The organism is Pseudomonas sp. R4-35-07 (assembly GCF_003852235.1).
Classification (GTDB): domain Bacteria; phylum Pseudomonadota; class Gammaproteobacteria; order Pseudomonadales; family Pseudomonadaceae; genus Aquipseudomonas.
Genome location: NZ_CP027732.1, coordinates 3,838,365 through 3,860,973 on the forward strand (window position 1 = coordinate 3,838,365; position 22,609 = coordinate 3,860,973).

A 22,609-nucleotide genomic window follows, 5' to 3' on the forward strand; every position below is an offset into this window, starting at 1 on the left:
AACCATGATAGCCGTAGTAGTGGTGGCGAATGTGACCGGTTTCAAGGCAATCGTCCTGCCTTCGTCCGGATCAATATTGCAATAAGACTAACGGTCGGCAAATAAACCGAAAAACTTGGCCGAAAAGCCATTTCGGCTGTCGCCCTCAGCAGTGATGGCCTCTATACTAGCTCCCCGTTTGTGCACCGCTCTAGTGCATCCGGCTGGAGCGCGACACGTCCCTCCCTTCCCCCATAGAGCTGCCGCAAAAATGAGCCTGTTCTCCGCTGTCGAAATGGCACCACGCGATCCAATCCTGGGCCTCAACGAAGCATTCAACGCTGATACACGAACCACCAAGGTCAACCTTGGCGTGGGCGTTTACTGCGACGAGGAGGGGAAGATTCCACTCTTGCGTGCCGTTGCCGAAGCGGAAGCCATTCGTGTGGCGCAACACGCTGCCCGTGGCTACTTGCCGATCGACGGGATCGCCGCCTACGACAAGGCCGTGCAGACCCTGCTGTTCGGCGCTGAGTCGCCGCTGCTCGAAGCCAGCCGCGTGGTTACCGTGCAGGCCGTCGGCGGGACCGGCGCGCTGAAAATCGGCGCTGACTTCCTCAAGCAGCTGCTGCCCGACGCCGTCGTCGCCATCAGCGACCCGAGCTGGGAAAACCACCGCGCGCTGTTCGAAACCGCCGGTTTCCCGGTGCAGAACTACCGCTATTACGACGCCGCCACCCACGACGTCAACCGTGCCGGCCTGCTCGACGACCTCAACGCCCTGCCGCCGCAGTCCATCGTGGTGTTGCACGCCTGCTGCCACAACCCGACCGGCGTCGACCTGAGCCCGGCCGACTGGCAGAACGTGCTGGACTTGATCAAGGCCCGCAACCTGGTGCCGTTCCTCGACATGGCCTACCAGGGCTTTGGCGACGGCATCCACGAAGACGCCGCCGCCGTGCGCCTGTTCGCCGAATCGGGCCTGACCTTTTTTGTGTCCAGCTCGTTCTCCAAGTCGTTCTCCCTGTACGGCGAACGCGTGGGCGCCTTGTCCATCGTCAGCGAATCCAAGGAAGAAAGCGCGCGCATCCTGTCCCAGGTCAAGCGTGTGATCCGTACCAACTATTCCAACCCGCCGACCCACGGCGCGGCGATCGTTGCAGCGGTACTGAACAACCCTGAGCTGCGCGCCCAGTGGGAAGCCGAACTTGCCGAAATGCGCCTGCGCATCCGCGGCATGCGCGAGCAGATGGTGGCCGAACTGGCCAAGGCGGCTCCCGGCCACAACTTCAGCTTCGTTGGCCGCCAACGCGGGATGTTTTCCTACTCCGGCCTGAGCGTCGAGCAAGTCACCCGCTTGCGCAGCGAGTTCGGCATCTATGCGCTGGATACCGGGCGTATCTGTGTGGCGGCGTTGAACCAGTCCAACATTGGTGCTGTGACCAACGCGATCGTTCAGGTGCTGTAAATCTGCCAGCGTTATACGAAGGGGGAAGCCAATGGCTTCCCCCTTTTTGCTGGCGAACCCACTAGACTGGACACCAACTGCCCTTTTGCTGCGAGAACCCTATGAGAAACGACGACCTGGACCTGCGCGCCGACCGCGACGAACTGGACCACTTCACCCCACGCGCGCCCCAAGCCAAGCGCCAGAAAAGCCTGGTGCTGCAAGTGGCGCTGGGTGTGTTTCTCGGTGGCCTGGCGTTGTGGCTGGTGCAATTGGGCGCCACGGCGATTATGGCGAAGCTGGCCATGGGCACCTTCCAGTTCGGCGGCTGATGAAGGTCAAACTGTGGGAGGGGGCTTGCTCTCGATGTTGTAGGAGCGAGCTTGCTCGCGAAAAACTCACAGCCACCGCGTTTATCCAGGAATTACGCGTTATCGTTGACGTTTTTCGCGAGCAAGCTCGCTCCTACAAGATTAGGGCCTGCCCCCTCCCACATTGGATTCAGGCTGCTACTAACCCGCGTTCCTCCAACAGCTTTACGAAGCTGTTCAAACTCTGCGACACCGTGCCCCTGCGCCAGATCAGCCAGGTGTTCAGCACGCGGTCGCTGTCGGCCAGCGGCCACACGCTCACCGCCGCAAACCCCGGCATGCTTTCCAGCATGCTGCGCGGCATCAGCGCCAGCCCTGCTCCGGCGCTGACGCACGCCAGCATGCCGTGGTAAGACTCGATCTCGAAGATCTTGCCCGGCATCGCGCCATCCTGTGAGAACCAACGCTCGAAGTGATGCCGGTAGGAGCAGTTCGAGCGGAAGGTATAGATATTCTCGCCATTCACCTCCCGCCCCCGCGTAATGGGCGCATGGTGCAGCGGTGCGATGACCACCATTTCTTCCTCGAACACCGCGACGCCCTCCAGGGTGGAGTGCAGCACCGGGCCATCGACAAAAGCCGCCGTCAGCCGCCCGGACAGCACGCCTTCGATCATCGTGCCCGACGGCCCCGTGCTCAGGTCCAGCTCGACCTTGGTGTGTTTCTGGTTATACGCCGCCAGTAACGCGGGAATACGCACCGCCGCCGTACTTTCCAGCGAACCAAGGGCAAACGCGCCCTGGGGTTCCTCCCCCGCCACCGTTGCGCGGGCTTCTTGCACCAGATCGAGAATACGCCGCGCATAGCCAAGGAAATTCCACCCGGCCGGAGACAGGCGCAGGCGGCTCTTCTCGCGGATGAACAACTCCACGCCCAGATCCTGCTCCAGTTGTTTGATGCGGGTGGTCAGGTTTGACGGTACCCGATGGATCAACTGCGCGGCGGCGCTGATGCTGCCTTGCTCGGCAACGGCCTTGAAGATTTCCAACTGCACCAGATCCAAATCATTCTCCAATCGTGAACGTATTGCTTAATATTATTCAGTTTCCAGAAAAGATACAGCCCCGTACGCTGGGCTCCATTCCAATCATCCCAGCAGGACGGTGCCATGAACGCTATTTCTCACCAGACCCACGCCTTGTCGATCAACCCGGCCAACGGCGAAACCGTTGCCAGCTATGCGTACGAAAGCCAATTGCAGTTGGACGCCGCGCTTAACCGCTCCACCGCTGCCTTCCGCACCTGGCGCCGCCAACCCGTCAGCCAGCGCGCCGAATTGCTGTTGGCCCTGGCCAGCGCCCTGCGTGACCAAGCCGAAGCCATGGCGCAGATGATCACCCTGGAAATGGGCAAACCGATTGCCCAGGCCCGCGCCGAAATCGAGAAGTGCGCCCAGCTCAGCGAGTGGTATGCGCAGCACGGCCCCGCCATGCTCGCACCGGAGCCGACCCTGGTCGACAACGGTACCGCCCACATCGAATACCGCCCGCTGGGCCCGATCCTCGCCGTGATGCCGTGGAACTTCCCGGTGTGGCAAGTGCTGCGCGGCGCCATCCCGACCATGCTGGCCGGCAACACCTACGTGCTCAAGCATGCGCCGAACGTGATGGGCAGCGCCTACCTGATCCAGCAGGCGTTCCAAAAGGCCGGCTTCGCTGAAGGCCTGTTCGAGGTCATCAATGTCACGACCGAGGGTGTGTCCAACGCCATCGCCGACCCACGCATTGCCGCCGTCACCCTCACCGGCAGCGTGCGCGCCGGTATCGCCATCGGCTCCCAGGCCGGTGCGGCACTGAAGAAATGCGTGCTGGAACTGGGGGGCTCCGACCCGTTCATCGTGCTCAACGACGCCGACCTCGACGCAGCCGTACAGGCCGCGCTGATCGGCCGTTTCCAGAACAGCGGCCAAGTCTGCGCCGCCGCCAAGCGCCTGATCATCGAAGACGGCGTGGTCGAAGCCTTTACCGCCAAGTTCCTCGAAGCCAGCCGCAACCTGGTGATGGGCGACCCGACCTCGGCTGCCACCTACATCGGCCCCATGGCGCGCTTCGACCTGCGCGATGAACTGCACGGCCAGGTCCAGGCCACCGTGAAAGAAGGCGCGACCCTGTTGCTCGGCGGCAACAAAGTGGACGGGGCCGGCAACTATTACGAGCCCACCGTGCTGGCTGACGTCACCGACCAGATGACTTCGTTCAAACAGGAACTGTTCGGCCCCGTCGCGTCGATCATCACCGCACGCGACGCCGACCATGCAGTGGCACTGGCCAACGACAGCGAATTCGGCCTGACCGCGAGTATCTTCACCCGCGACTCGGCGAAGGCACGGGACATCGCCAACCAACTGGAAACCGGTGGGATCTTCGTCAACGCGTTCAGCGTCTCCGACCCTCGGGTGGCCTTTGGTGGCGTGAAGAAAAGCGGGTTCGGGCGCGAACTGTCGCACTTTGGCGTACGCGAGTTCTGTAATGCGCAGACGGTGTGGTTCGATCGTAAATAAACAGCCCTGGCTTCAACACACATCAAATGTGGGAGGGGGCTTGCCCCCTCCCACATTTGGATCCAGGCAGCCCCGAGGGGCCGTATCAGACTTTAAGCAATCAGCGAATATGCCGTCGCACGCACTGCACCAACCCGTCCAGCGCCTGCGACTTCACCGGCGCCAATACGCACACCGTGTGTTCACGCTCACCTTCACTCACGGTGAGCGTGTAATGCACCTGCCCCGGGTTGTCGGAGGAGGGTTGGGTGCTTTGCGGCAACTGGAAAAAGTCCGATTTCTCGATCAGTTGCCGCAACTCCTGCTGGTCCTGCTCGGGCAATTTGTCCAGCTCGACACTGCGCGGCTGGGCCAGGCCCGGAAAAAACGCCGGGCCGCCGTTTTCCTTGATCGAGATGCGCATGGCTGTTCCTCTCCGCCCTGGCGGATTGTCAGACGTTAATGCCCACTGCTTTCCAACCTTCCTTGACGGCCTTCTGCTCATCCTTGTTCGCGCCGTAGAGGCGCCCGGCCACATCGTAAGTGATACGTGCAAAACGCAGAAACCCTGAGTTCGGCCGCAACCGCGCGTCGCGCAACGCGTCGTACCAGATGCGCCCGGCACGCTCCCAGGCAAAGCCGCCGATCCGGGTGGCAACCTGATAGAACGCATGGTTGGGAATACCGGAATTGATATGCACGCCGCCGTTGTCGTCGTAGGTGTGCACAAAATCATCCATGTGCCCCGGCTGCGGGTCCTTGCCCAGCAACTTGTCGTCAAACGCGGTGCCGGGGGCCTTCATCGAGCGCAGGGCAGTGCCTTTGATTTTCTTCGTGAACAGCCCCTTGCCGATCAGCCAATCGGCGTCTTCGGCCTTTTGCTGCAGCGCATATTGCTTGATCAATGAGCCGAACACGTCCGACAGCGACTCGTTCAACGCACCGGACTGGTTGAAGTACATCAGTTTGGCTTCATCCTCGGTGACCCCGTGGGCCAATTCATGGCCGATCACGTCGAGTGCCACGGTGAAGCGATTGAACAGTTGCTGGTCGCCATCGCCAAAGACCATCTGGGTCGAATTCCAGAACGCATTGTTGTAGTCCTGGCCGAAGTGCACGCTGGCATCCAGCGCCATGCCGGCATCGTCGATGGAATTGCGGTCAAAGACCTGGTCGAAAAAGTCGAAGGTCGCGCCCAGGCCGTCATAGGCCTCGTCCACCGCCGCATCACCGCTGGCGGGTTGCCCTTCGCTGCGGATCAGCTTGCCTGGCAGGCTGTCGGTGTTGTCGGCGCTGTAGATCGAGCGCTGTTTCTCGGCACCTGCCACCAGCGCCATGCGCGCCGGGCCTCTGGCGGGCACGGCGACCATGCGCAACGAGCGGAACGTGCTGTCCTTGGCGCGCGTGCGCAGCGCCACCTCGCGTTGGGCTTTATCGCCGTGGCGCGCGATCTGGTCGAGCATGTACGGCGGGATCAGGCAGAAAATCGGGTTGCGCGATTGGCGAACACACATAAGCTGGCTCCTTTTTGGCGTGTGGTGAACGGCCGTTTAACGACTTCAGGATAGACCGGAGTCTGCCGCCTGGGCCAAATTGTCATGAAATCATGTTGCAGTCGTGTTTATCCGATCCGCATAAGGAATACCCCATGCCCGCACGCAACGTCAAAATCGACCTGGCCTACCGCCCAAGGCTTGCCGACCTTCGCCCCTTGATCACGCCTACGCCCTCGCTGCTGGAAGCCAGGGCCGCAGCGCCCCGCGTCACCGCAGCCAAGGACCTGCAAGACCGGCGCGGCTACGCCGAGGATTTTCTCGGCAGCTTCGCGGTGCAATGGCCCACGCTGGACCCGGCCCAGGCAAGCGACGCCCAGCCCGGGCGCCTGGACTACATGCACTTTTCCATCAGCATGTCGCGTTCCCGACGGTTGGCGCTGTATGTCGGTGTCAACATCGACGGCGCCAAGCACGTGGATATCGTGCGCAGCAACGACACCTGGGCCTACGATGGCCGCCTGCCGATCGATGCCCAGGTGGGCGAAGACCTCTACGCCGGCAATGGCCTTGACCGTGGCCACCTGGTGCGGCGCCAGGACCCCAACTGGGGCGCCGACGCAAACACCGCCAACGGCGACACCTTCCATTTCACCAACTGCTCGCCGCAGATGAGCGGCTTCAACCAGAAAACCTGGCTGGAACTGGAGGACTACATTCTCGACAACACCCAGCGCTGGAAAGCCCGCGCCAGCGTATTTACCGGCCCGGTGTTCGCCGATGACGACCGCCTGTACCGGGGCGTGAAAATCCCCAAGGCGTTCTGGAAAGTCGTGGCCTACCTTAGTGACGACGGCAAGCCTTCCGCCAGCGCCTATATGATCGACCAGAGCCGCGAGCTGGGCCAACTGGACCTGGTATTCGGCCCGCTCAGAACCTACCAGCGCAGTGTGATCCAGATCGAGCAATTGACCGGCATCCGCTTCGGCAACCTGGCCGACTACGACGGTTTCAGCAACGAAGAGCGCGCCACGGGAACGCGGATCGAAGCGCTGATCCGGGGGCCTGGGGACATTCGCCTGTAACCGGCGTCACTTCCACCTCCCTCTCGTGGGCCGAATCAACTACCATAGCGCCGCCGGTTCCCCCACGGGACTAATAGGGAATTCGAAACGCCGACCGCGACGTCAATCGAAACTGCCCCCGCAACTGTAGGTGCCGAGCCTGCTCCCCACTGCCACTGGACGTTGTCCGGGAAGGCCGGAGCCGGGCGATGACGCATCAGTCAGGAGACCTGCCGGCCCAGTGACTCACTAACCGGCGGGGTGTCCGGGAAGGCCATCCTTGCCCTGCCCGGCCGGCAGCGTTCGTGGGTGTATTTCCGTACCGTACCTGCCCTGCTTCACCGACGGTTCAAACGGAGATTGCCCCATGCTGCCACGCGTTACGGCCCTGATCATCGGCCTGGGTTGCTGCGCCCTGGCCCACGCCGCGCCTACCCACTACCCGCTGACCCTGGAAAACTGCGGCAGCCCCGTCACGTTCCAGCAGGCGCCCGCGCGCAGCGTGACCATCGGCCAGGCCGCCACCGAGATGCTGTATGCGTTGGGCGTGGCCGATAAAGTGGTCGGCACCTCGCTGTGGTTCAACACCGTATTGGCGCAGTACCAGGCGCAGGACGCGCGCATCGAGCGCCTGGCCAATAACGAACCGAGCTTCGAAGCAGTGATCGCCAAGCGCCCGCAACTGGTGGCCGCCGAGCTGGAATGGGTGGTCGGGCCCCAAGGCGTCGTGGGCACCCGCGAGCAGTTTCAGGAACTGAACATCCCGACCTACTTGCTGCCCTCCGACTGCGAAGACAAAGACAACCGGGTGGGCGCCGATGGCACGCGACTGCAGCCGTTTCGCATCGAGACGATCTACAAGGGCCTCAGCCAATTGGCCGAGATCTTCGACGTACAGGCGCGCGGCCAGCAACTGACCGATGAACTCAAGGCGCGCCTGGCCACGTCCATCGCCACCGTGCAGCGCAAAGGCTTGAAGCAAGCCAGCGCGCTGGTATGGTTCTCCAGCGCCGAAATGGCCAGCGACCCCTACGTGGCCGGCCATAAAGGTGTACCCGAATTCATGCTGCACACCCTCGGCCTGCGCAACGTGGTGCAGTCCGATGAAGAATGGCCCGCCGTCGGCTGGGAAACCCTCGCCAAGGCCAACCCCACCTTCCTGGTGATCGCGCGCATGGACCGGCGCCGCTATCCCGCCGACGACCATGAAAAGAAGCTGGCCTTTCTGCGCAGCGACCCCGTGACCCGCAACATGGACGCAGTCAAACACAACCGCATCATCATCCTCGACGCCCTGGCGCTGCAGGCCAGCCTGCGCACATTCGACGGCCTTGACCAACTGGCTGCGGCCATCGACGGCTACGACCTGGCGCAATGATACGGACCGTGCTCGCCCTCACACTGCTGCTGATCGCCCTGCTTGCCGGCGTGGCCATCGGCGAAACGGCCATCTCGCCGCAGGTTGTGCTCCAAGTGCTCGCCAACAAACTCTGGGCGGCCGGCTACGCACTCGACCCCATCGATGAAGGCGTGGTGTGGAACTACCGCCTGACCCGCGCCCTGGTGGCCGGCGCCTGCGGTGCGGGCCTGGCGACGTGCGGGGTGATCCTGCAATCGTTGCTGCGCAACCCGTTGGCCGATCCGTACCTGTTGGGCATCAGCGCCGGGGCTTCGACCGGCGCGGTGCTGATCGCGTTGATCGGGGTGGGCGGCGGTTTGATTTCGCTGTCGGCGGGCGCATTCGTCGGCGCCATGGCCGCGTTCGCCCTGGTGATTCTGCTGGCGCGGGCCAGCGGCTCGTCCAGCGGCACCGGGCAGATCATCCTCGCCGGCATCGCAGGCTCGCAGCTGTTCAATGCGCTCACCGCGTTCCTGATCACCAAATCCGCCAGCTCCGAACAGGCGCGGGGCATCATGTTCTGGCTGCTCGGCAACCTCAGCGGCGTGCGTTGGCCGTCGGTGTGGCTGGCGGTGCCGATGGCGGTCGTGGGGCTGATGGTGTGCCTGTGGCACCGTCGCGCACTGGATGCGTTTACCTTCGGCACGGATTCGGCGGCCGCCCTCGGCATCCCGGTGCGCCGCGTGCAATTCGTGCTGGTGGGCTGCGCGGCAGTGGTGACGGCGGTGATGGTGTCGATTGTCGGCTCCATCGGATTTGTCGGGCTGGTGATCCCCCATGCCATGCGCTTGATGCTGGGTACCGGGCACTCCCGCCTGCTGCCCGCCAGCGCCCTGGGCGGCGCGTTGTTCCTGATCGCCGCCGATGTGCTGTCGCGCACCCTGATCAAAGGCCAGGTGATTCCGGTGGGGGTGGTCACCGCGCTGGTCGGCGCGCCGGTGTTTGCGCTGATCCTGATCGGTCGGAGGAATGCGCGATGAGTGTGTTGAGCTGCAGTGGGCTCGGCTTCAAGGTGCGCGAGGCCGAGTTGCTGTGCGACGTCCACCTTGAGGTTGCGGCGGGTGAAACCCTGGGTATCGTCGGGCCGAACGGGTCGGGCAAATCGACCTTGCTCAAGTTGCTCGCGGGGTTGCGTACGCCGGCCAGCGGTGAGGTGCGCCTGGGCGACAAGCGTTTAGTCGACTTGTCGCGCCGCGCCATCGCGCAGCACGTGGCCGTGGTGGAACAACAGGCCGATACCGACGACGCCATCCGCGTGTTCGATGCGGTCGCCCTGGGCCGCACGCCGTGGCTGTCGGCACTGAGCCCCTGGTCGAACGAAGATGACACCATCGTGCGCCAGGCCTTGCACGACGTGGACGCCACACACCTGAGCCATCGCGCCTGGCGCAGCCTCTCCGGCGGCGAACGCCAACGCGTGCATATCGCCCGCGCACTGGCGCAGCGCCCGCAGATTCTACTGCTGGACGAGCCGACCAACCACTTGGACATCCAGCACCAACTGACGATTCTCAAAGGCGTGCAGGCGCTTCCGGTCACCACCTTGATTGCCCTGCACGACCTCAACCAGGCGCTGACCTGTGATCGCCTGGCCGTGCTCGACCGGGGCCGGCTGGTGGCGCTGGGTAAACCGCTGGAGGTACTGACCCCGCAACGGTTGCAGGCCACCTTCGGTGTGCAGGCGCATTACCTGACCGACCCGTTCGACGGCGCGCAGATTCTACGCTTGCGCTCAGCCTGAGCCCGCTGATGTCGAACAGGCCCTGCGCAGAATCAGCAACAGTTGGTGAATGGAATACGGCTTGTGCAGCAGGTCGAAACCGTGGGTGCCTTGCTGCGCCAGCACATGGCTGTAGCCACTGGTGAGCACGATGGGCAAGGCGGGCCACAGCCGTTGGATTTCCTTGGCCAGCTCGAGCCCGTTCATGCCGGGCATCATCACATCGGAAAACACCACGTCGAACGCGTCGGCTTCATCGGACAACAACTTGAGGGCCTGGGTGGCAAAGGTGCCCACTTCGACGTTGTCTTCCACCACCAGCACATGGGTGCCACGGCCCTCGGTCATCGGCGCCGCCTCAAGCTCCACCTCGGGTTCCCGTGGCCGCGCAATGACTTTGGGCAGGTACAACGTAAACGTCGAACCTCGACCGAATTCGGTGCTGACCCGCACTTCGCCGCCCGACTGTTTGGCAAAGCCAAACACCTGGCTAAGGCCAAGCCCGGTGCCTTGCCCGACGTTCTTGGTGGTGAAAAACGGCTCGAATATGCGCTCCAGATGCTCAGGGCGTATGCCGCTGCCGGTGTCGCTCACCGCGATCGCCACAAACGCCCCCGGCACCGCAGGCTGGCCGCGCAGTGCCGGGAGGGTGTCGACCGAGGCTACCGCGACGGTCAGGGTACCCACGCCCTTCATCGCATCACGGGCATTGACCACCACGTTGACCAGCGCCGAATCGAACTGGCTGGAGTCGGCATAGACGAAACAATCGTAGGGCGCAAGCTCAGTGATGACGCGGATATGGGCACCACACAGCGATTCGATCATTTCCACCAGCGAGGTCACGCTGTGGCTGACGTCGAACGCCTGCGGCTTCAATGCCTGGCGACGGGCGAACGCGAGTAACTGCCCGGTGAGACGCGCCGCTCGGTTGACCGTGTCTGAAATCGCCGCCAGGTAACGGCTGCGCCGCGCTTCGGGCAGTTCCGGACGCTCCAGCAGGTCGAGCGAAGAGCGAATCACCGTCAACAGGTTATTGAAGTCATGGGCCACGCCGCCGGTGAGTTGGCCCAGGGCTTCGAGTTTTTGCGCCTGGCGCAGTTGTTCTTCGGCCTTGCTGCGCTCTTCCATGGCCTCGGAGATGCGTTGTTCGAGGGTTTCATTGAGCGCCTGCATGCCCAGCTCGACCCGTTTCTGATCGGTGATGTCCTGCACCAAACCGAACATTTTCAGGGTGCGCCCGTGGGCGTCGAGTTGCGGCATGCTGCGCACCAGGATCCAGCGCACCTGCTGGTCATCAACGCGGCGGATGCGGCACTGGAAATCCCAGCTGCTGCCCTGGGCCACCGCGCGCGTGAACGCCGCCTCGACCACCTTGCGGTCTTCGGGCAGCACATGTTCCAGGAACGTCTGCATGCCCCAGTGCGCCACCCGCTCGTGGTAACCGAAAATCTGGTCGTGCCGCTCGGCGCGCACCGAGCTGTCGGCGCCGATATCCAGTTCCCATTCGCCGATCTGCCCGGCGTCGATTGCCAGGCGCAACCGCGCTTCACTCTCGCGCAGTGTCGCCACGCGGCGGTTGCGGGCGCGCTCCAGATGCGAGGTGACACGGGAGACCAGCTCGCGCGCCGAAAACGGTTTGATCAGGTAGTCATCGGCGCCGGCGGCCAGGCCCTCGGCGCGGGCTTCTTCACCCGCACGGGCCGACAGCAGAATCACCGGCGTCGTCTGCAAGCGCGGGTCTTCACGCACGGCGCGCAATAGGCCAAAGCCATCGAGGACCGGCATCATCACGTCGGTAAGGATCAGTTGCGGCGGGTTTTCGCGGGCCGCCTGCAGCGCGGCCTGCCCATCGGTCACGGTTTCCACGTCCAGGCCGGCGGCGTACAGCAAGCGCGCGACGTAAGCGCGCATATCGGCATTATCGTCCGCCAGCAGCACGTGGCCCTGGAAGGACTCGGCATCAGGCTCAGGGTGTGTCTGGGCCTCGTCAACCAGCGCTGACGCATCCGGCAACCAGCCAAGCGCCTCCTCCACGTAGGCACTCACATTGGTGGTAGAACCGTGCAGCAACGCCTCGGTGTGCAGCGGCTTGGGTACATGCCGGTTGCCCAGCGGCAGCCGGATGCTGAACGTCGTGCCTACCCCTAGCTCACTGGTCACTTCCAGCGTGCCGCCTTGCAGCCTGACCAGTTCATCCACCAGCGCCAGGCCGATCCCCGAGCCTTCGAACGAGCGGCCGACGGGGTTTTCGATCTGGTGGAAGCGCTCGAACAAACGCGGCAGCTCATGGGCCGCGATGCCGGTGCCAGTGTCACTCACGCGCACCTGGGCAGCGCTGCCATCGGCGGTGGGCGCAACGCTGACGCGGATGTGCCCGGCCAGGGTGAATTTGAAGGCGTTGGAGATCAGGTTAAGCACCACCTTTTCCCACATGTCGCGGTCGACGTAGGCCGCCTCGGGCAAAGGTGTGGTGTCGATGAGCAACGCCAGGCCGGCGCGCTCGCAGGCCGATCGGAAGTTGGAGGCCAGGTCAGCGGTGAGTGCCGGCAGGTCCACCGGCGCATAGGTCGCCTGGGCGCGGCCGGCCTCAATGCGGGAAAACTCCAGCAGTGAGTTGACCAGCTTGAGCAGGCGCTGGCCGTTGCGGTAAGCCAGCGTGACCCGCTCACGCTCATCCTCGGGCAGCGTATCGCCCAAGGCCAGCGACTCTTCCAGCGGCCCGAGCATCAAGGTCAGGGGCGTGCGAAATTCATGGCTGATGTTGGTGAAAAAGGTGGTCTTGGCCTGGTCGATCGCCGCCAGGGCGTCGGCACGCTGGCGCTCATACTCGCGCGCACGTACGGTGGCCAGTGCCGCCGAGAGCGCTGCGCCCAGCAGTTCGTAGAGCCCCCGGTAAATATCGTTCATCGGCAAGCGGGGTGACGCGCCGGCCACCAGAATCAACGGGGCCTGCGTGTCGTCCGGCACCACCAGCGGCAACACAAAGGCAGTCTGGGACGGCTCCGGGTAGGGCCCGCAAGCCACGCCGGCAAACAGCGCCTCGATGTTGTCCACCTGCAGCGTGCGCTTTTGCTCGCACGCGGCGCCCAACGGCCAGGGCGTGGTGTCGGCCGCGTCGATCCAGGCCGGTGACGCGGCGGTGTTGGCGGCGATACCGCTGTGTTGTGCCAGGCGGTAACCCTTGCCTTGGGCGTCCCACTCATAAAACAGCAAGAACGGAATATCAAAGTTGAACCCCGCCAGCGTCTGCACCGTCAACGCGATCAGTTTGGGCAAGTCATCGGCAACTGCCAACTGCCCGGTCAGATCGCGCAACGCACGGGTGCGCCGCTCGGCGAGGATGGTCACCGTGGTTTCCGTCACCGGGTGAAACAGTCCGCCGATGCCGCCGGTTTCATCGCGAATGGGTGAAATGGAAAAGGTGAAGAAGGTCTCCTCCAGGTAACCATTGCGCGTGAGGAACATGCGCTGGTTTTCCAGAAAACTGGTTTGCCCCTCCAGCGCCTCGGTGAAGGGCCCGCCGATGGCCGGCCACGCACTGGCCCAGGTCACGTGGTAACCCTCGCCCAAGGCGCGTGGATGCGACTCGCCGCACAGCACCTTGTAGCCGTCGTTATAGATCTGGGTGTTCTCGGGGCCCCAGATGATATTGATCGGAAAATTGGACGCCAGGCACAGGCTGACGGTGGTGCGCAGGCTCTGTGGCCAGGCTTCGATCGGCCCCAGCGGGGTTGCCGACCAATCTTTGGACTGGATCAGGGAGGCCAGTTCGCCACCGCCCGACAAGAAGGAATGCATAATCACGGGTTTGGACCACCAACAGATTTAGGCGATTGCAAAGGCATGTATCTGTCACTGTGACCACCGCCGAATAAAAACCTCCCATTGAACTCATTCAGGGCCAGGGACGACGGTGCTGCAGGAAGCCGAGAGTGGCCGGGTGTGCAGACGCGCCGTTATCCAGCCCCGGCTGTATACCAAAACGCTGTCCGCCATCGCCACGGGAAAATGAATGAACCCATGGGCCGACTCCGGCAACAGATGCGCCTCCACCTGACTCCAGCGTTCGGCGATCAGCAGCGTGTCGTCCTTGAGCGGGTCCAGTTCGCCCACGAACATCAACGCTGGCGGCATGCCGGCGAAGTCGCCATACAAGGGTGACAAGGGAGGCTGTCGACGCTCGTCGTCGCTGATCCCCGGCGTGAGCAAGCGCAGCGCCGTGACCATTCCCGGCCCATCGAGCAACAGCGTTTGCGGCCCGGCGTTGCGCACGCTCGGCGTGCCGGTCAAGTCATACACCCCGTAGTACAACACCGCGCCATGGACACGTTGGAGCAGCAGCGGCCATTGCTTCAACGCCAGCAACGTCGCCGCCGCCAGATGCCCGCCGGCCGATTCGCCGACAAGAAACACCGGCAGGCCGGCAAACTCCGCGCAGTCCGCCAACAGCCAGCGCGCAGCGGCCAGGCAGTCTTCCAGCAACCCTTCCACCGGCGTGTTAACCGCCAGCCGATAGTCCACCGACACCACCGCCACGTCGCACGCGCGCACCATGCCGAGGTTGAGGTCGTCATTCATCTGCGCATTGCCAATCACCCAGCCGCCGCCGTGGATATCCAGCACCACGCCTTTGGGCGCACCGGCGGGCCGCAGGATACGCACGGGCACGGAGCCGATAAGCCGGATTTCCACCACAGGCGGTTTCTGGAACCTTTGCCGGGTGCGCAGCAGTGCCTGGATCACACGCGGCGTGACGCGGTTGCGGATCTTGAAGCGCGGCAGCCACGCGAGCGTGCGATTGAAGCGGCGCATCTGGGCCAATTCGGTCTCGCTGGCGGGCCAGTGTTGGTAAGCCATCAACGGTTATTCCGCAGGATCGAGAAGTTCAACGCCGCCGCTACGCACAGCCAGGCCAGGTACGGAAACAGGATCAGGCCGGTAATCAGGTCCAGACGCACTGCCAGCACCACCATCGCCGCCACGGTCAGCCACAACAGCACAATGATCACCATCCCGGCGAGCAAGCGATGCGCGCCGAAGAACACCGGCGTCCACAGCGTATTCAATGCAATCTGCGCGGCCCACAGCGCCAACACCATCTCGCTGCCCGGGATCAGGCTCAAGCGGTAACCGGCCCAGGCCAGCAACAGGTAGATAATTGTCCACGCCACCGGGAACAACCAGTTGGGCGGGGTGAAGCTGGGCTTGACCAGGGATTCGTACCAGGCGCCGGGTTTGAAAATCACACCGGTACTGGCGGCGGCAGCGCAAGCGAGCAGGAAGATGAAGAAGATCATGGTCGGTCCTTGAGGTTAAAGGAGTGGAAGGCAAGGCTGTGCTTCAAGTGACTCAGCTTTAATGACTCAAATCGGCGCCGATAAATTCAATGTGCACGGCAAAAATGACAGGCAGGCCGTCTCTTCTGCGCGTCATGAAAAATCGGTAAAGTGCCCCACCAGCCCACATCGATTTGCCGGGTTCTTCACACGCCACCCGAGAGCCTCACCTTGCCCGCACCCCTTGCCGATCACCGCAGCAGCCTTGGGTCAGTGTTCCTGATCTTCCTGCGCCTGGGCCTGACCTCCTTCGGCGGGCCGATTGCGCACCTGGGTTATTTTCGCGAGGAATTCGTCACCCGCAGACGCTGGCTCAGTGAACACAGCTATGCCGAACTGGTCGCCCTGTGCCAGTTCCTGCCCGGCCCGGCCAGCAGCCAGGTCGGCATCGCGTTGGGCCTGTCACGCGCAGGTTACGCGGGTGCCGCGGCTGCCTGGGCCGGGTTCACCTTGCCGTCGGCCATCGCGCTGATCCTGTTCGCCCTGGGCCTTTCTCACTATGGCAGCGCCCTGCCCGCCGGCGCGCTGCATGGCCTCAAGGTCGTCGCCGTGGCGGTGGTGGCCCAAGCTGTGTGGGGCATGGCGCGCACCCTGTGCCGGGGCTGGGCGCGGATAATATTGATGCTGGGCGCCGCCGGTTGGGTACTGCTGCAATCGTCTGCCTGGAGCCCGGTGGCAGTGATCGTCGTGGCGGGGGTGGCCGGCCTGCTGCTGTTCAAGCCCGCGCCCCGTGCCGAGCCCGACGCATTGCCCATCGCCATCAGCCGCCGTGCCGCAACGCTGTGGCTGGCGCTGTTCCTGCTGTTGCTGGTGGGCTTGCCGCTCCTTGCCGACTGGGTGAGCGATCCCACGCTGGCGCTGGTGGACGCGTTCTACCGCACCGGCTCACTGGTGTTTGGCGGCGGCCATGTGGTGTTGCCGTTGCTGCAAGCCCAGGTGGTGCCCAGCCAATGGGTGAGCAACGACGTTTTCCTCGCCGGCTACGGCGCCGCCCAAGCCGTGCCCGGCCCGCTGTTCACCTTCGCGGCCTTTCTCGGCGCCTCGATGACCCACGCCCCTACCGGCTGGCTGGGCGGCCTGATCGGCCTGCTGGCGATCTTCGCGCCGTCATTTTTGCTGATCTTCGGCGCGCTGCCCTTCTGGGCCAGCCTGCGCCACAGCCCCCGCACCCAGGCCGCGCTGGCCGGTGTGAACGCGGCAGTGGTGGGCTTGTTATTGGCGGCGTTGTACCGACCGGTGTGGACCAGCGCGATTTTCAGCGTTTACGACCTGGCCCTGGCATTGCTCGCCTTGGCGGCACTGATGCTGATGAAGTTGCCGCCGTGGCTGGTAGTGATCGGGTGCAGCGTGCTCGGCGGGTTATTCGGCTGACCCCGGTGGCACAATCCTGAGCCAGGGCCAGCGTTCCTGATAACTCCTGGCCTTGTGCAAAAACAGTTCGGGCTCGGCATGCAGCGGGTTAATGCGCAGCACGCCCTGCTCCACATCCGCCAAGCCATACGGCGCATACACCTCGCCCGTGGCAATATCCAAGGCAATGCACGTACCCGCCACCAGGTAACGGTCCACCCCTTGCCTGGCCGAGTGCAACTGAGGGTAAGGCCGGCCAAACCGCTGCCCATACCAGAGATGAACCCGCGCCTGATTCTTCACCTCCACGTTAACGCCCAGGTCCCGGAACAGCTGCTCAGCCCTGCGGATTACTGCATCCTCTGCCTCGTAGGACACATCCTGGTCGAAGTAGAAAACGTCATAGTCCTTCACCCCCGCATCAACCGGCCGACTCGCCTGATGATTCCACACCGCCTGGAACAGACAGCCCGCCGTGAGCATGCACTGCTCCACCCCGAGCGACGGCAGACGCGCGGTGATTTCAGCGTTGACGGGGTTGGCCATGGCCAGTTTGAGCAAGGTGTCGACGGTCAGTGTCATGGGGTCCCTGGGTGGTCAATTCGGTGTGCCGTGACTCTACAACAGCGTGGTGAAGGATTTGATGAGGCGCTGAATATTCTTGTGGGTTCAAAGGGGTACAGCGTTCGCTACCGTGCGGCACCTTGCTCCATTGCCTACGCTTGCGTCAGAATCCGCCGGCTTGTGCGCTGGGATGGCCGTATTTAAGGTGGCTCGGTCGCTGAATTTCTCGGCGATCGGGTTTAGTAGCCCACGGTTTAACCTAACAAGTGCACACGCTCCCTCCATCAGACTTCCCGTCTGTGCTTGATGGTGGCTGTGCGTAGGGCGCCCTAGGGCGCGCCGGTTTTGTTAGGTTTCACCGGTCTACTAACCTGCGTACAGCTACCGCCTTATTGTTTAGTAGCGATGAGGTCGTGGCTCAAGCAAGGAACTTAACAATGGCTACCGATTCAACCGCGCTCTTTAGCGTCACCCCCCACGCCAGCAACGAAACCCTCATCACCAACAGCTACGAAACCTTCACCAGCGTCAGCACCCTGCTGCTCGACCTGTCCGAAGACCTCCACGGCAAACACCGCGACGTCGCGCTGGCGATTCATCAATTGAGTGAACTGGGCGTACTGCTCACGGGCAGATTGCTTGACCGTGAGGCGCCGTGTACGGGTTGATTGACAGCGTTTAACTCAAAAGCCCGATCCATCGCCGAGTCGTTGCAAGCCATATGCAACCGCTTGGCGGTTTGCTTTTGATGGATCGCCTCAGATAAAGATACTGCCGCGTAAGTACAGCGCACCGTGGCCACTGATAATGACTCGGCCATTGTCCAGGACTTCACAGTACAGACGCCCCTTGCGCGCCCCTCCTTGCTCAGCACTCAGGCTGCGTTTGCCTAAGCGCTTGGCCCAGTAGGGCGCCAAGGAGGTGTGGGCCGAGCCGGTGACCGGGTCTTCGTTCACGCCTACCCGTGGGCCGAACCAGCGAGAAACAAAGTCGAAGTGACGACTCGGCGCGGTAACCGCGACACCGCGCACGTCGAACGCGGCCAGCGCAGCAAAGTCGGGATTGAGGCCAGCGATGATGGCTTCATCCTCGACCACCACCACGTAATCATCTGTGCGATAAAGCGCATCGATTCGTTCCAGGCCCAAGGCTTGCAAAAGGCCTGGCGGTACAGCTACGAGTTCAGGCTGCTTGGCTGGGAAATCCATGGCCAGGCGTCCGTCTTTACGATGTACCCGCAATTCACCGCTGCGAGTGGAAAAGCGCAGCATGTCACTGTTTTCGCCAAGCTGTTCGAACAGCACCCAGGCCGCTGCCAGGGTGGCATGGCCACACAGGTCGACTTCCACCGTGGGGGTAAACCAGCGCAACTCGAACACCTCACCGTTACGCACAACATAGGCGGTCTCAGATAGGTTGTTCTCTGCGGCGATTTGTTGCAGCGTCGCATCAGGCAACCAGGCCACCAGCGGACAAACCGCCGCCGGGTTGCCGCCGAAAGTCTCAGAGGAAAAAGCATCCACTTGGAAAATATCGAGTTGCATTTGGTTTATTCCTACCCGCTAGCGTTTTCTGTGACCCGGATCTGCTCCAGTGTCCAGTTCTGAAATGGGTTCACACCCGTTTCACCTAACCACCGGCGCATGCTCGGCCATCAATTCTATCACCCAGTCGATAAACACCCGCACCTTGGCGCTGACATGGCGATTCGGCGGGAATGCCAGGTACATCGGCATCGGCGCCATGTGCCAGTCCTCGAATAGCGGCAGCAATTCGCCGCTGGCCAGGTGCGGTTTGGCCATGTACTGCGGTAGCCAAAGCATGCCCAGGCCCGCCAGGCCGGCGGCCAGGTACGCATTGCCGTCGTCGACCGTCAATTGCGGGCGGCCCTGAATCTCGATGCGTTCCTCACCACGCTGCATCGCGTAGGGCAAGGATTTGCCTGTGCGAAACCAGAGGAAGCCAACGGTACTGTGCCTGCCCTCCTCCAGCTCACGGGGGTGCGCTGGCGTACCCAAGCGCTGCAGATAGCCGGGCGCGGCATAAATGCCGATGTGCAGATCGCCCACATGCCTTGCCATCAGCGACTGATCGATGATTTCGCCGCCGCGCACCACGCAGTCGACGTTTTCGCCAATGATGTCGACAATCCGGTCGCTCACGCCCAGGGTCAGCTGGATTTCCGGGTAGCGTGCAAAGAACCCCGGCAAGGCGGGTATCAGCAGCATTCGCGCAAACGGGCTGGGCACATCCACCCGCAGCCGCCCGCGCGGTGTCATCGATGCGCTGGACAGGCTGGTCTCGGCATCGTCCATATCGACCAGTAGCCGGATGACACGCTCGTAGTAGACCGCGCCATCGGCGGTGACGTTGACCTTGCGTGTGGTGCGGTTGAGCAAGCGCACGCGCAGCCTCGCTTCCAGTTGCTGAACGAGCTGCGTCACGGTGGTCTTGCTCATGTGCAGGGTGGCTGCCGCCTTGGTGAAGCTGCCGGTTTCCACCACGCGAGCAAAGGCCTGCATTGCATCGAAACGGTCCATTTCACGCCTCACTGGGGTCTGGATAGTTTGGATTCTACAAACAGTCATGACCAGCGTTGCGCGTTTATTCAGGTCGCTCGTCTTTTTACACTGGCTCCATCGTAAACAGCGGGCCACGTCGGCCCCGAAGGAGATATGAAATGACCAGTAAACGTGATGTGGTTTTCCCGCCTGACCGCCATGCACTGTACGAACTTCACCGCTACTCACCGGCGATTCGTTCCAACGGTTTTCTGTTCGTATCCGGTCAAGTCGGCAGCCGCAAGGATGGCTCGGCCGAGCCGGACCTCGCGACACAGGTTCGCCTGGCCTTCACCAACCTCAACGCGATCCTGACCGAGGCCGGCAGTAGTTTCGAGGATGTGGTCGACACGACCATTTTCATGGTCGACCCCGACTCGACATTTGAAACGATCTGGGAAGTAGTGGCCGAGTACTGGGGCGAAGCGCCCTACCCGACGGCGACCGCTATTGGCGTGACCTGGTTGTCCGGTTTTGATTTCGAGATCAAGGTGATTGCCAAACTACCCCAATAAACTCGGCTCAGTCCTTCTCCGACTGTCGAAGGGGGGCATCTTGTTTTTTCTGGGGTGCTCCCCCGCTCCCGATTGTTCTCTGCTTGCCTTCACCGTCTGCTTTGGGTCGATAGCCGACAACTCAGAGGTTTGTGATCCGCACAATGTGTGTCGCGTGAGCGTCTTCTGTTCGAATGAAGCCGCAGCGCAGGTAAAAAGTGCTCCCCTCGGAGGTGTCGGTGTAGAGACGCACACTTTCAAAATGCAATGCCGCGTGGGCAAGCAACGCGCTAACCAATCTCCGGCCAACCTGTTGCCCTCGTGATACCGGCGCCACATACACACGTCGCAGTCTTCCTGTACGGTCATGCGTGAACGGATCAACAGACAGACCTCCAATACCTACAAGCTGCTGGTTCAGATACGCAGCCATGAGGCATTCGCCAAGCCCATCGAAGCGATTGGTGCCTGACTGCCATTCTGAAGTCAGTCGGGTGAGAAACCTGAAGCCTTCTGCAACCGCCGTTTTCTCAAGGTCGAGGATTTGTGGCGGCAGATGCGTGATCCGTTGAATTTCCATTGAGGTCAATTCTCTCTGATGGGGCGCGAAACCCTTCTGAGTTCTCCGGGGATCTTGATGTGTGCACCGTAGGCACGCCAGTGACAGCTATCGATCCAAAGCTGACATCCGACTTGGATTCTCTTGGCCAATAGCCGTGATTAAGCAACCAGCGTAATCTTTCTGCCTTCCCGCACGAGTAAGGCTAGCAACAGATGACGGAACAGCTTTGTGTTGTATTCATTCCGGCGCTATCGGTGGCTTTGCAAAGCGCCGAAACGAACAAAGGCTCTCCACTCACTGAGACCGAGGTGCTGGAGATCCGTGATCTAGCGACGTGTGTTGCAGTTCCACTCGGCGTCGCCTTGGATATGGAGAACGAACGTGGTTTCCGGGACTTGGTTGCCGAGAACTGCTGGAATGAATGGCAGCGATTACGGCTCTCAATGAAGAAATACCCCCTCTGACTTTTGCTAGTACGCAGTCTTCACTTTCCAATTACCGCTGAAATGAGAGCGGCTCTTGGCCGAAAGCAGGCGCGTACTACCTTGTGGCACGCCGAAAAAACGGGTGACCATTTGGTATCACCCTGACTATTATTGAAGTTCATTATTTGCCTACCAAGTAAATCGGCCGAGTCTCTCAGTTGAGAGGGATCGACAGGCCGCAGGCTAATTTGCCAAGGAATTTACGTGTTCAAGATTTTTGCTTTAGCGCTTACCCTCGTGTGTCTGTCCGGCTGTGGTCAACACCCCCTTGTCCATGCCGTAAAACCCCTCTCTACCCTTCAGGAACAGGAACACGCCCTGATGATCGGTAAGTGGTACGGCGAAGCGACCACCCTCGACGGTAAACGTACGCAGCAACTGAATGAACGTCGCGCCGATGGCACCTTCAATGTGAAGTTCCGCGTGACCGACAAATCCGGCCAATGGTTTGAGCAAAAGGAATTTGGCCTATGGGGAGTGTCCGGCAAGATCTACTTCACTATCACTACCGGGAAACAAGTGGGGGAGCAGATCACTTCCGCCAAACCAGGAAACCCTTACCTTAATGACGCGTATGAAATCATCGAGCTAACCGCCACTACTTACCGCAGCAAGGCGCGAGACGGCGGCGACGACTTCACCCAAAAAAGAGTGGACGACGGGTTTCAGTTTCCGGCGATTCCGGTGGTCAAGCCCTGATGATCGCTCCCGTGTGAAACCGGTGTGAAACCGGGGTCAGGCCACCATTATTGAAAACGTGGTCTGCCCCCTGCTCTTTCCTTAGTTCTAAGACCGCAACGCTCGGGGATTTGAAGCGTACTAATGAGTGCAGCAATCGGTCAGAAATAGGTAAGTGTCCAGTCAAGTCATCTACCGATCCAGCTATCAGCACGAGGATGACTGCTTGCCGCCCATGCCGTAAGGTTCGCTACCAAAATCGCCACAGCCTTCCAGTGGTGGTAATACAGCAAGGAGAGCGAACAATGAACACCTTCAAATCATCAGTTCAAAACGTAGCTGCGGCCATAGGCCTCATCGCAGCAGTGACACTCGGTGGATGCGTGATGATCCCTTACGACACGCCGGAATCAAAAGCCCAAATCCAGCGCGATCTGAAAATTGCACCATCGGATATTCAAGCCGTGTCGGAAACGAACTGGTGCTTGTTCCCATATGGAAGCGAAGGCAGCTGCAGGGCCACTCAAGGCCTGGGAGTGTTGACCAGCACAACAACCACACCTACACTGAAACCGCACGCATCCTCCCAGAACAAGTGCAGTGCGTGAAGACAGTTGGTGGTCG

23 protein-coding genes and 1 riboswitch are annotated in these 22,609 nt (G+C 61.9%); of the genes, 13 read left to right on the forward strand and 10 right to left on the reverse strand.

The genetic code is table 11. The annotated features are described in order from the left end of the window. Positions 1 to 250 precede the first annotated feature (250 nt). A complete protein-coding gene (locus C4J89_RS17480; RefSeq protein WP_124415144.1) occupies positions 251 to 1,447 on the forward strand; it encodes an amino acid aminotransferase in 1,197 nt (398 codons plus the stop codon). Positions 1,448 to 1,548: 101 nt separating this feature from the next. Further along, entirely contained in the window at positions 1,549 to 1,758 is a 210-nt protein-coding gene (locus C4J89_RS17485) for a hypothetical protein (RefSeq protein ID WP_124363615.1), read from the forward strand. A 169-nt stretch (positions 1,759 to 1,927) separates the two neighbouring features. Here C4J89_RS17485 and C4J89_RS17490 read toward each other — a convergent pair whose 3' ends face one another. Then, a complete protein-coding gene (locus C4J89_RS17490; protein ID WP_124415145.1) occupies positions 1,928 to 2,800 on the reverse strand; it encodes a LysR family transcriptional regulator in 873 nt (290 codons plus the stop codon). A 105-nt stretch (positions 2,801 to 2,905) separates the two neighbouring features. Between C4J89_RS17490 and C4J89_RS17495 the strand changes: the two genes are divergently transcribed. After that, positions 2,906 to 4,297, forward strand: coding sequence for an aldehyde dehydrogenase family protein (locus tag C4J89_RS17495; protein WP_124415146.1), 1,392 nt, complete (start codon positions 2,906 to 2,908; stop codon positions 4,295 to 4,297). 100 nt (positions 4,298 to 4,397) lie between these two features. Here the strand turns inward: C4J89_RS17495 and C4J89_RS17500 are convergent, their stop codons facing one another. Next, positions 4,398 to 4,700, reverse strand: coding sequence for a protealysin inhibitor emfourin (locus C4J89_RS17500; RefSeq protein ID WP_124415147.1), 303 nt, complete (start codon positions 4,698 to 4,700; stop codon positions 4,398 to 4,400). Between the two features lie 28 nt (positions 4,701 to 4,728). Continuing rightward, positions 4,729 to 5,790 carry a M4 family metallopeptidase gene (locus tag C4J89_RS17505; protein ID WP_124415148.1) on the reverse strand — a complete coding sequence of 354 codons (1,062 nt, stop codon included), beginning with the start codon at positions 5,788 to 5,790 and terminating at the stop codon, positions 4,729 to 4,731. 134 nt (positions 5,791 to 5,924) lie between these two features. Between C4J89_RS17505 and C4J89_RS17510 the strand changes: the two genes are divergently transcribed. The 4 genes from C4J89_RS17510 (at position 5,925) to C4J89_RS17525 (ending at position 9,973) form a co-directional block, all read left to right on the forward strand. Continuing rightward, complete coding sequence (locus C4J89_RS17510; RefSeq protein ID WP_124415149.1) at positions 5,925 to 6,854, forward strand: DNA/RNA non-specific endonuclease; 930 nt, start codon at positions 5,925 to 5,927, stop codon at positions 6,852 to 6,854. A gap of 37 nt (positions 6,855 to 6,891) precedes the next feature. After that, positions 6,892 to 7,086: riboswitch (cobalamin riboswitch) on the forward strand. A 114-nt stretch (positions 7,087 to 7,200) separates the two neighbouring features. Next, entirely contained in the window at positions 7,201 to 8,211 is a 1,011-nt protein-coding gene (locus C4J89_RS17515; protein WP_124415150.1) for an ABC transporter substrate-binding protein, read from the forward strand. After that, positions 8,208 to 9,212: an iron ABC transporter permease gene (locus C4J89_RS17520; protein ID WP_124415151.1), complete on the forward strand. Its 1,005-nt coding sequence runs from the start codon at positions 8,208 to 8,210 to the stop codon at positions 9,210 to 9,212. The genes C4J89_RS17515 and C4J89_RS17520 overlap by 4 nt, the downstream gene beginning before the upstream one ends. Further along, a complete protein-coding gene (locus C4J89_RS17525; RefSeq protein WP_124415152.1) occupies positions 9,209 to 9,973 on the forward strand; it encodes an ABC transporter ATP-binding protein in 765 nt (254 codons plus the stop codon). Before C4J89_RS17520 ends, C4J89_RS17525 begins: the two co-directional genes overlap by 4 nt. On the opposite strand, the gene C4J89_RS17530 is transcribed toward C4J89_RS17525, so the two are convergent. From C4J89_RS17530 to C4J89_RS17540, 3 genes are all read right to left on the reverse strand, one after another. Beyond that, positions 9,965 to 13,753 (reverse strand): ATP-binding protein, encoded by a 3,789-nt coding sequence (locus tag C4J89_RS17530; RefSeq protein WP_256681817.1) that lies wholly within the window; start codon positions 13,751 to 13,753, stop codon positions 9,965 to 9,967. The genes C4J89_RS17525 and C4J89_RS17530 overlap by 9 nt on opposite strands. 93 nt (positions 13,754 to 13,846) lie before the next feature. After that, positions 13,847 to 14,812: an alpha/beta hydrolase gene (locus tag C4J89_RS17535; protein WP_124415154.1), complete on the reverse strand. Its 966-nt coding sequence runs from the start codon at positions 14,810 to 14,812 to the stop codon at positions 13,847 to 13,849. After that, a complete protein-coding gene (locus C4J89_RS17540; RefSeq protein WP_124415155.1) occupies positions 14,812 to 15,252 on the reverse strand; it encodes a TspO/MBR family protein in 441 nt (146 codons plus the stop codon). The genes C4J89_RS17535 and C4J89_RS17540 overlap by 1 nt, the downstream gene beginning before the upstream one ends. Before the next feature lie 210 nt (positions 15,253 to 15,462). On the opposite strand from C4J89_RS17540, the gene chrA reads away from it, so the two are divergent. Further along, a complete protein-coding gene (gene chrA, locus C4J89_RS17545) occupies positions 15,463 to 16,662 on the forward strand; it encodes a chromate efflux transporter (protein WP_124415156.1) in 1,200 nt (399 codons plus the stop codon). Here the strand turns inward: chrA and C4J89_RS17550 are convergent. After that, the gene (locus C4J89_RS17550) at positions 16,651 to 17,223 is read right to left on the reverse strand and encodes a nucleotidyltransferase family protein (protein ID WP_124415157.1); all 573 of its coding nucleotides are present in this window, start codon (positions 17,221 to 17,223) and stop codon (positions 16,651 to 16,653) included. The genes chrA and C4J89_RS17550 overlap by 12 nt on opposite strands. Positions 17,224 to 17,642: 419 nt before the next feature. Between C4J89_RS17550 and C4J89_RS17555 the strand changes: the two genes are divergently transcribed. Then, a complete protein-coding gene (locus C4J89_RS17555) occupies positions 17,643 to 17,873 on the forward strand; it encodes a DUF6124 family protein (protein ID WP_124415158.1) in 231 nt (76 codons plus the stop codon). A 90-nt stretch (positions 17,874 to 17,963) separates the two neighbouring features. Here C4J89_RS17555 and C4J89_RS17560 read toward each other — a convergent pair whose 3' ends face one another. Then, positions 17,964 to 18,749, reverse strand: a complete 786-nt coding sequence (locus C4J89_RS17560; protein WP_124363630.1) for a PhzF family phenazine biosynthesis protein — start codon at positions 18,747 to 18,749, stop codon at positions 17,964 to 17,966. 81 nt (positions 18,750 to 18,830) lie between these two features. Next, positions 18,831 to 19,745: a LysR family transcriptional regulator gene (locus tag C4J89_RS17565; protein ID WP_124415159.1), complete on the reverse strand. Its 915-nt coding sequence runs from the start codon at positions 19,743 to 19,745 to the stop codon at positions 18,831 to 18,833. A gap of 140 nt (positions 19,746 to 19,885) precedes the next feature. On the opposite strand from C4J89_RS17565, the gene C4J89_RS17570 reads away from it, so the two are divergent. Beyond that, complete coding sequence (locus tag C4J89_RS17570) at positions 19,886 to 20,281, forward strand: RidA family protein (RefSeq protein WP_124415160.1); 396 nt, start codon at positions 19,886 to 19,888, stop codon at positions 20,279 to 20,281. A 121-nt stretch (positions 20,282 to 20,402) separates the two neighbouring features. Here C4J89_RS17570 and C4J89_RS17575 read toward each other — a convergent pair whose 3' ends face one another. Continuing rightward, entirely contained in the window at positions 20,403 to 20,840 is a 438-nt protein-coding gene (locus C4J89_RS17575; RefSeq protein WP_372238952.1) for a GNAT family N-acetyltransferase, read from the reverse strand. 194 nt (positions 20,841 to 21,034) lie between these two features. On the opposite strand from C4J89_RS17575, the gene C4J89_RS17580 reads away from it, so the two are divergent. The 3 genes from C4J89_RS17580 to C4J89_RS27005 all read left to right on the forward strand — a co-directional run bounded on the left by C4J89_RS17580 (position 21,035) and on the right by C4J89_RS27005 (position 22,593). Further along, positions 21,035 to 21,286, forward strand: coding sequence for a hypothetical protein (locus C4J89_RS17580; RefSeq protein ID WP_124415162.1), 252 nt, complete (start codon positions 21,035 to 21,037; stop codon positions 21,284 to 21,286). Positions 21,287 to 21,511: 225 nt separating this feature from the next. Beyond that, positions 21,512 to 22,006 (forward strand): hypothetical protein, encoded by a 495-nt coding sequence (locus tag C4J89_RS17585; protein ID WP_256681753.1) that lies wholly within the window; start codon positions 21,512 to 21,514, stop codon positions 22,004 to 22,006. A gap of 284 nt (positions 22,007 to 22,290) precedes the next feature. After that, positions 22,291 to 22,593, forward strand: coding sequence for a hypothetical protein (locus tag C4J89_RS27005; protein WP_177413013.1), 303 nt, complete (start codon positions 22,291 to 22,293; stop codon positions 22,591 to 22,593). Positions 22,594 to 22,609: the final 16 nt, after the last annotated feature.

Excerpts from the sequence above, each read along its gene's own strand:
- C4J89_RS17480 (WP_124415144.1), top strand. The coding sequence starts at position 251 with ATGAGCCTGTTCTCCGCTGTCGAAATGGCACCACGCGATCCAATCCTG.
- C4J89_RS17485 (WP_124363615.1), top strand. The coding sequence starts at position 1,549 with ATGAGAAACGACGACCTGGACCTGCGCGCCGACCGCGACGAACTGGAC.
- C4J89_RS17495 (WP_124415146.1), top strand. The coding sequence starts at position 2,906 with ATGAACGCTATTTCTCACCAGACCCACGCCTTGTCGATCAACCCGGCC.
- C4J89_RS17500 (WP_124415147.1), bottom strand. The coding sequence starts at position 4,700 with ATGCGCATCTCGATCAAGGAAAACGGCGGCCCGGCGTTTTTTCCGGGC.
- C4J89_RS17505 (WP_124415148.1), bottom strand. The coding sequence starts at position 5,790 with ATGTGTGTTCGCCAATCGCGCAACCCGATTTTCTGCCTGATCCCGCCG.
- C4J89_RS17510 (WP_124415149.1), top strand. The coding sequence starts at position 5,925 with ATGCCCGCACGCAACGTCAAAATCGACCTGGCCTACCGCCCAAGGCTT.
- C4J89_RS17515 (WP_124415150.1), top strand. The coding sequence starts at position 7,201 with ATGCTGCCACGCGTTACGGCCCTGATCATCGGCCTGGGTTGCTGCGCC.
- C4J89_RS17520 (WP_124415151.1), top strand. The coding sequence starts at position 8,208 with ATGATACGGACCGTGCTCGCCCTCACACTGCTGCTGATCGCCCTGCTT.
- C4J89_RS17525 (WP_124415152.1), top strand. The coding sequence starts at position 9,209 with ATGAGTGTGTTGAGCTGCAGTGGGCTCGGCTTCAAGGTGCGCGAGGCC.
- C4J89_RS17530 (WP_256681817.1), bottom strand. The coding sequence starts at position 13,753 with ATGCATTCCTTCTTGTCGGGCGGTGGCGAACTGGCCTCCCTGATCCAG.
- C4J89_RS17535 (WP_124415154.1), bottom strand. The coding sequence starts at position 14,812 with ATGGCTTACCAACACTGGCCCGCCAGCGAGACCGAATTGGCCCAGATG.
- C4J89_RS17540 (WP_124415155.1), bottom strand. The coding sequence starts at position 15,252 with ATGATCTTCTTCATCTTCCTGCTCGCTTGCGCTGCCGCCGCCAGTACC.
- C4J89_RS17550 (WP_124415157.1), bottom strand. The coding sequence starts at position 17,223 with ATGACACTGACCGTCGACACCTTGCTCAAACTGGCCATGGCCAACCCC.
- C4J89_RS17555 (WP_124415158.1), top strand. The coding sequence starts at position 17,643 with ATGGCTACCGATTCAACCGCGCTCTTTAGCGTCACCCCCCACGCCAGC.
- C4J89_RS17560 (WP_124363630.1), bottom strand. The coding sequence starts at position 18,749 with ATGCAACTCGATATTTTCCAAGTGGATGCTTTTTCCTCTGAGACTTTC.
- C4J89_RS17565 (WP_124415159.1), bottom strand. The coding sequence starts at position 19,745 with ATGGACCGTTTCGATGCAATGCAGGCCTTTGCTCGCGTGGTGGAAACC.
- C4J89_RS17570 (WP_124415160.1), top strand. The coding sequence starts at position 19,886 with ATGACCAGTAAACGTGATGTGGTTTTCCCGCCTGACCGCCATGCACTG.
- C4J89_RS17575 (WP_372238952.1), bottom strand. The coding sequence starts at position 20,840 with ATGGAAATTCAACGGATCACGCATCTGCCGCCACAAATCCTCGACCTT.
- C4J89_RS17580 (WP_124415162.1), top strand. The coding sequence starts at position 21,035 with ATGACGGAACAGCTTTGTGTTGTATTCATTCCGGCGCTATCGGTGGCT.
- C4J89_RS27005 (WP_177413013.1), top strand. The coding sequence starts at position 22,291 with ATGAACACCTTCAAATCATCAGTTCAAAACGTAGCTGCGGCCATAGGC.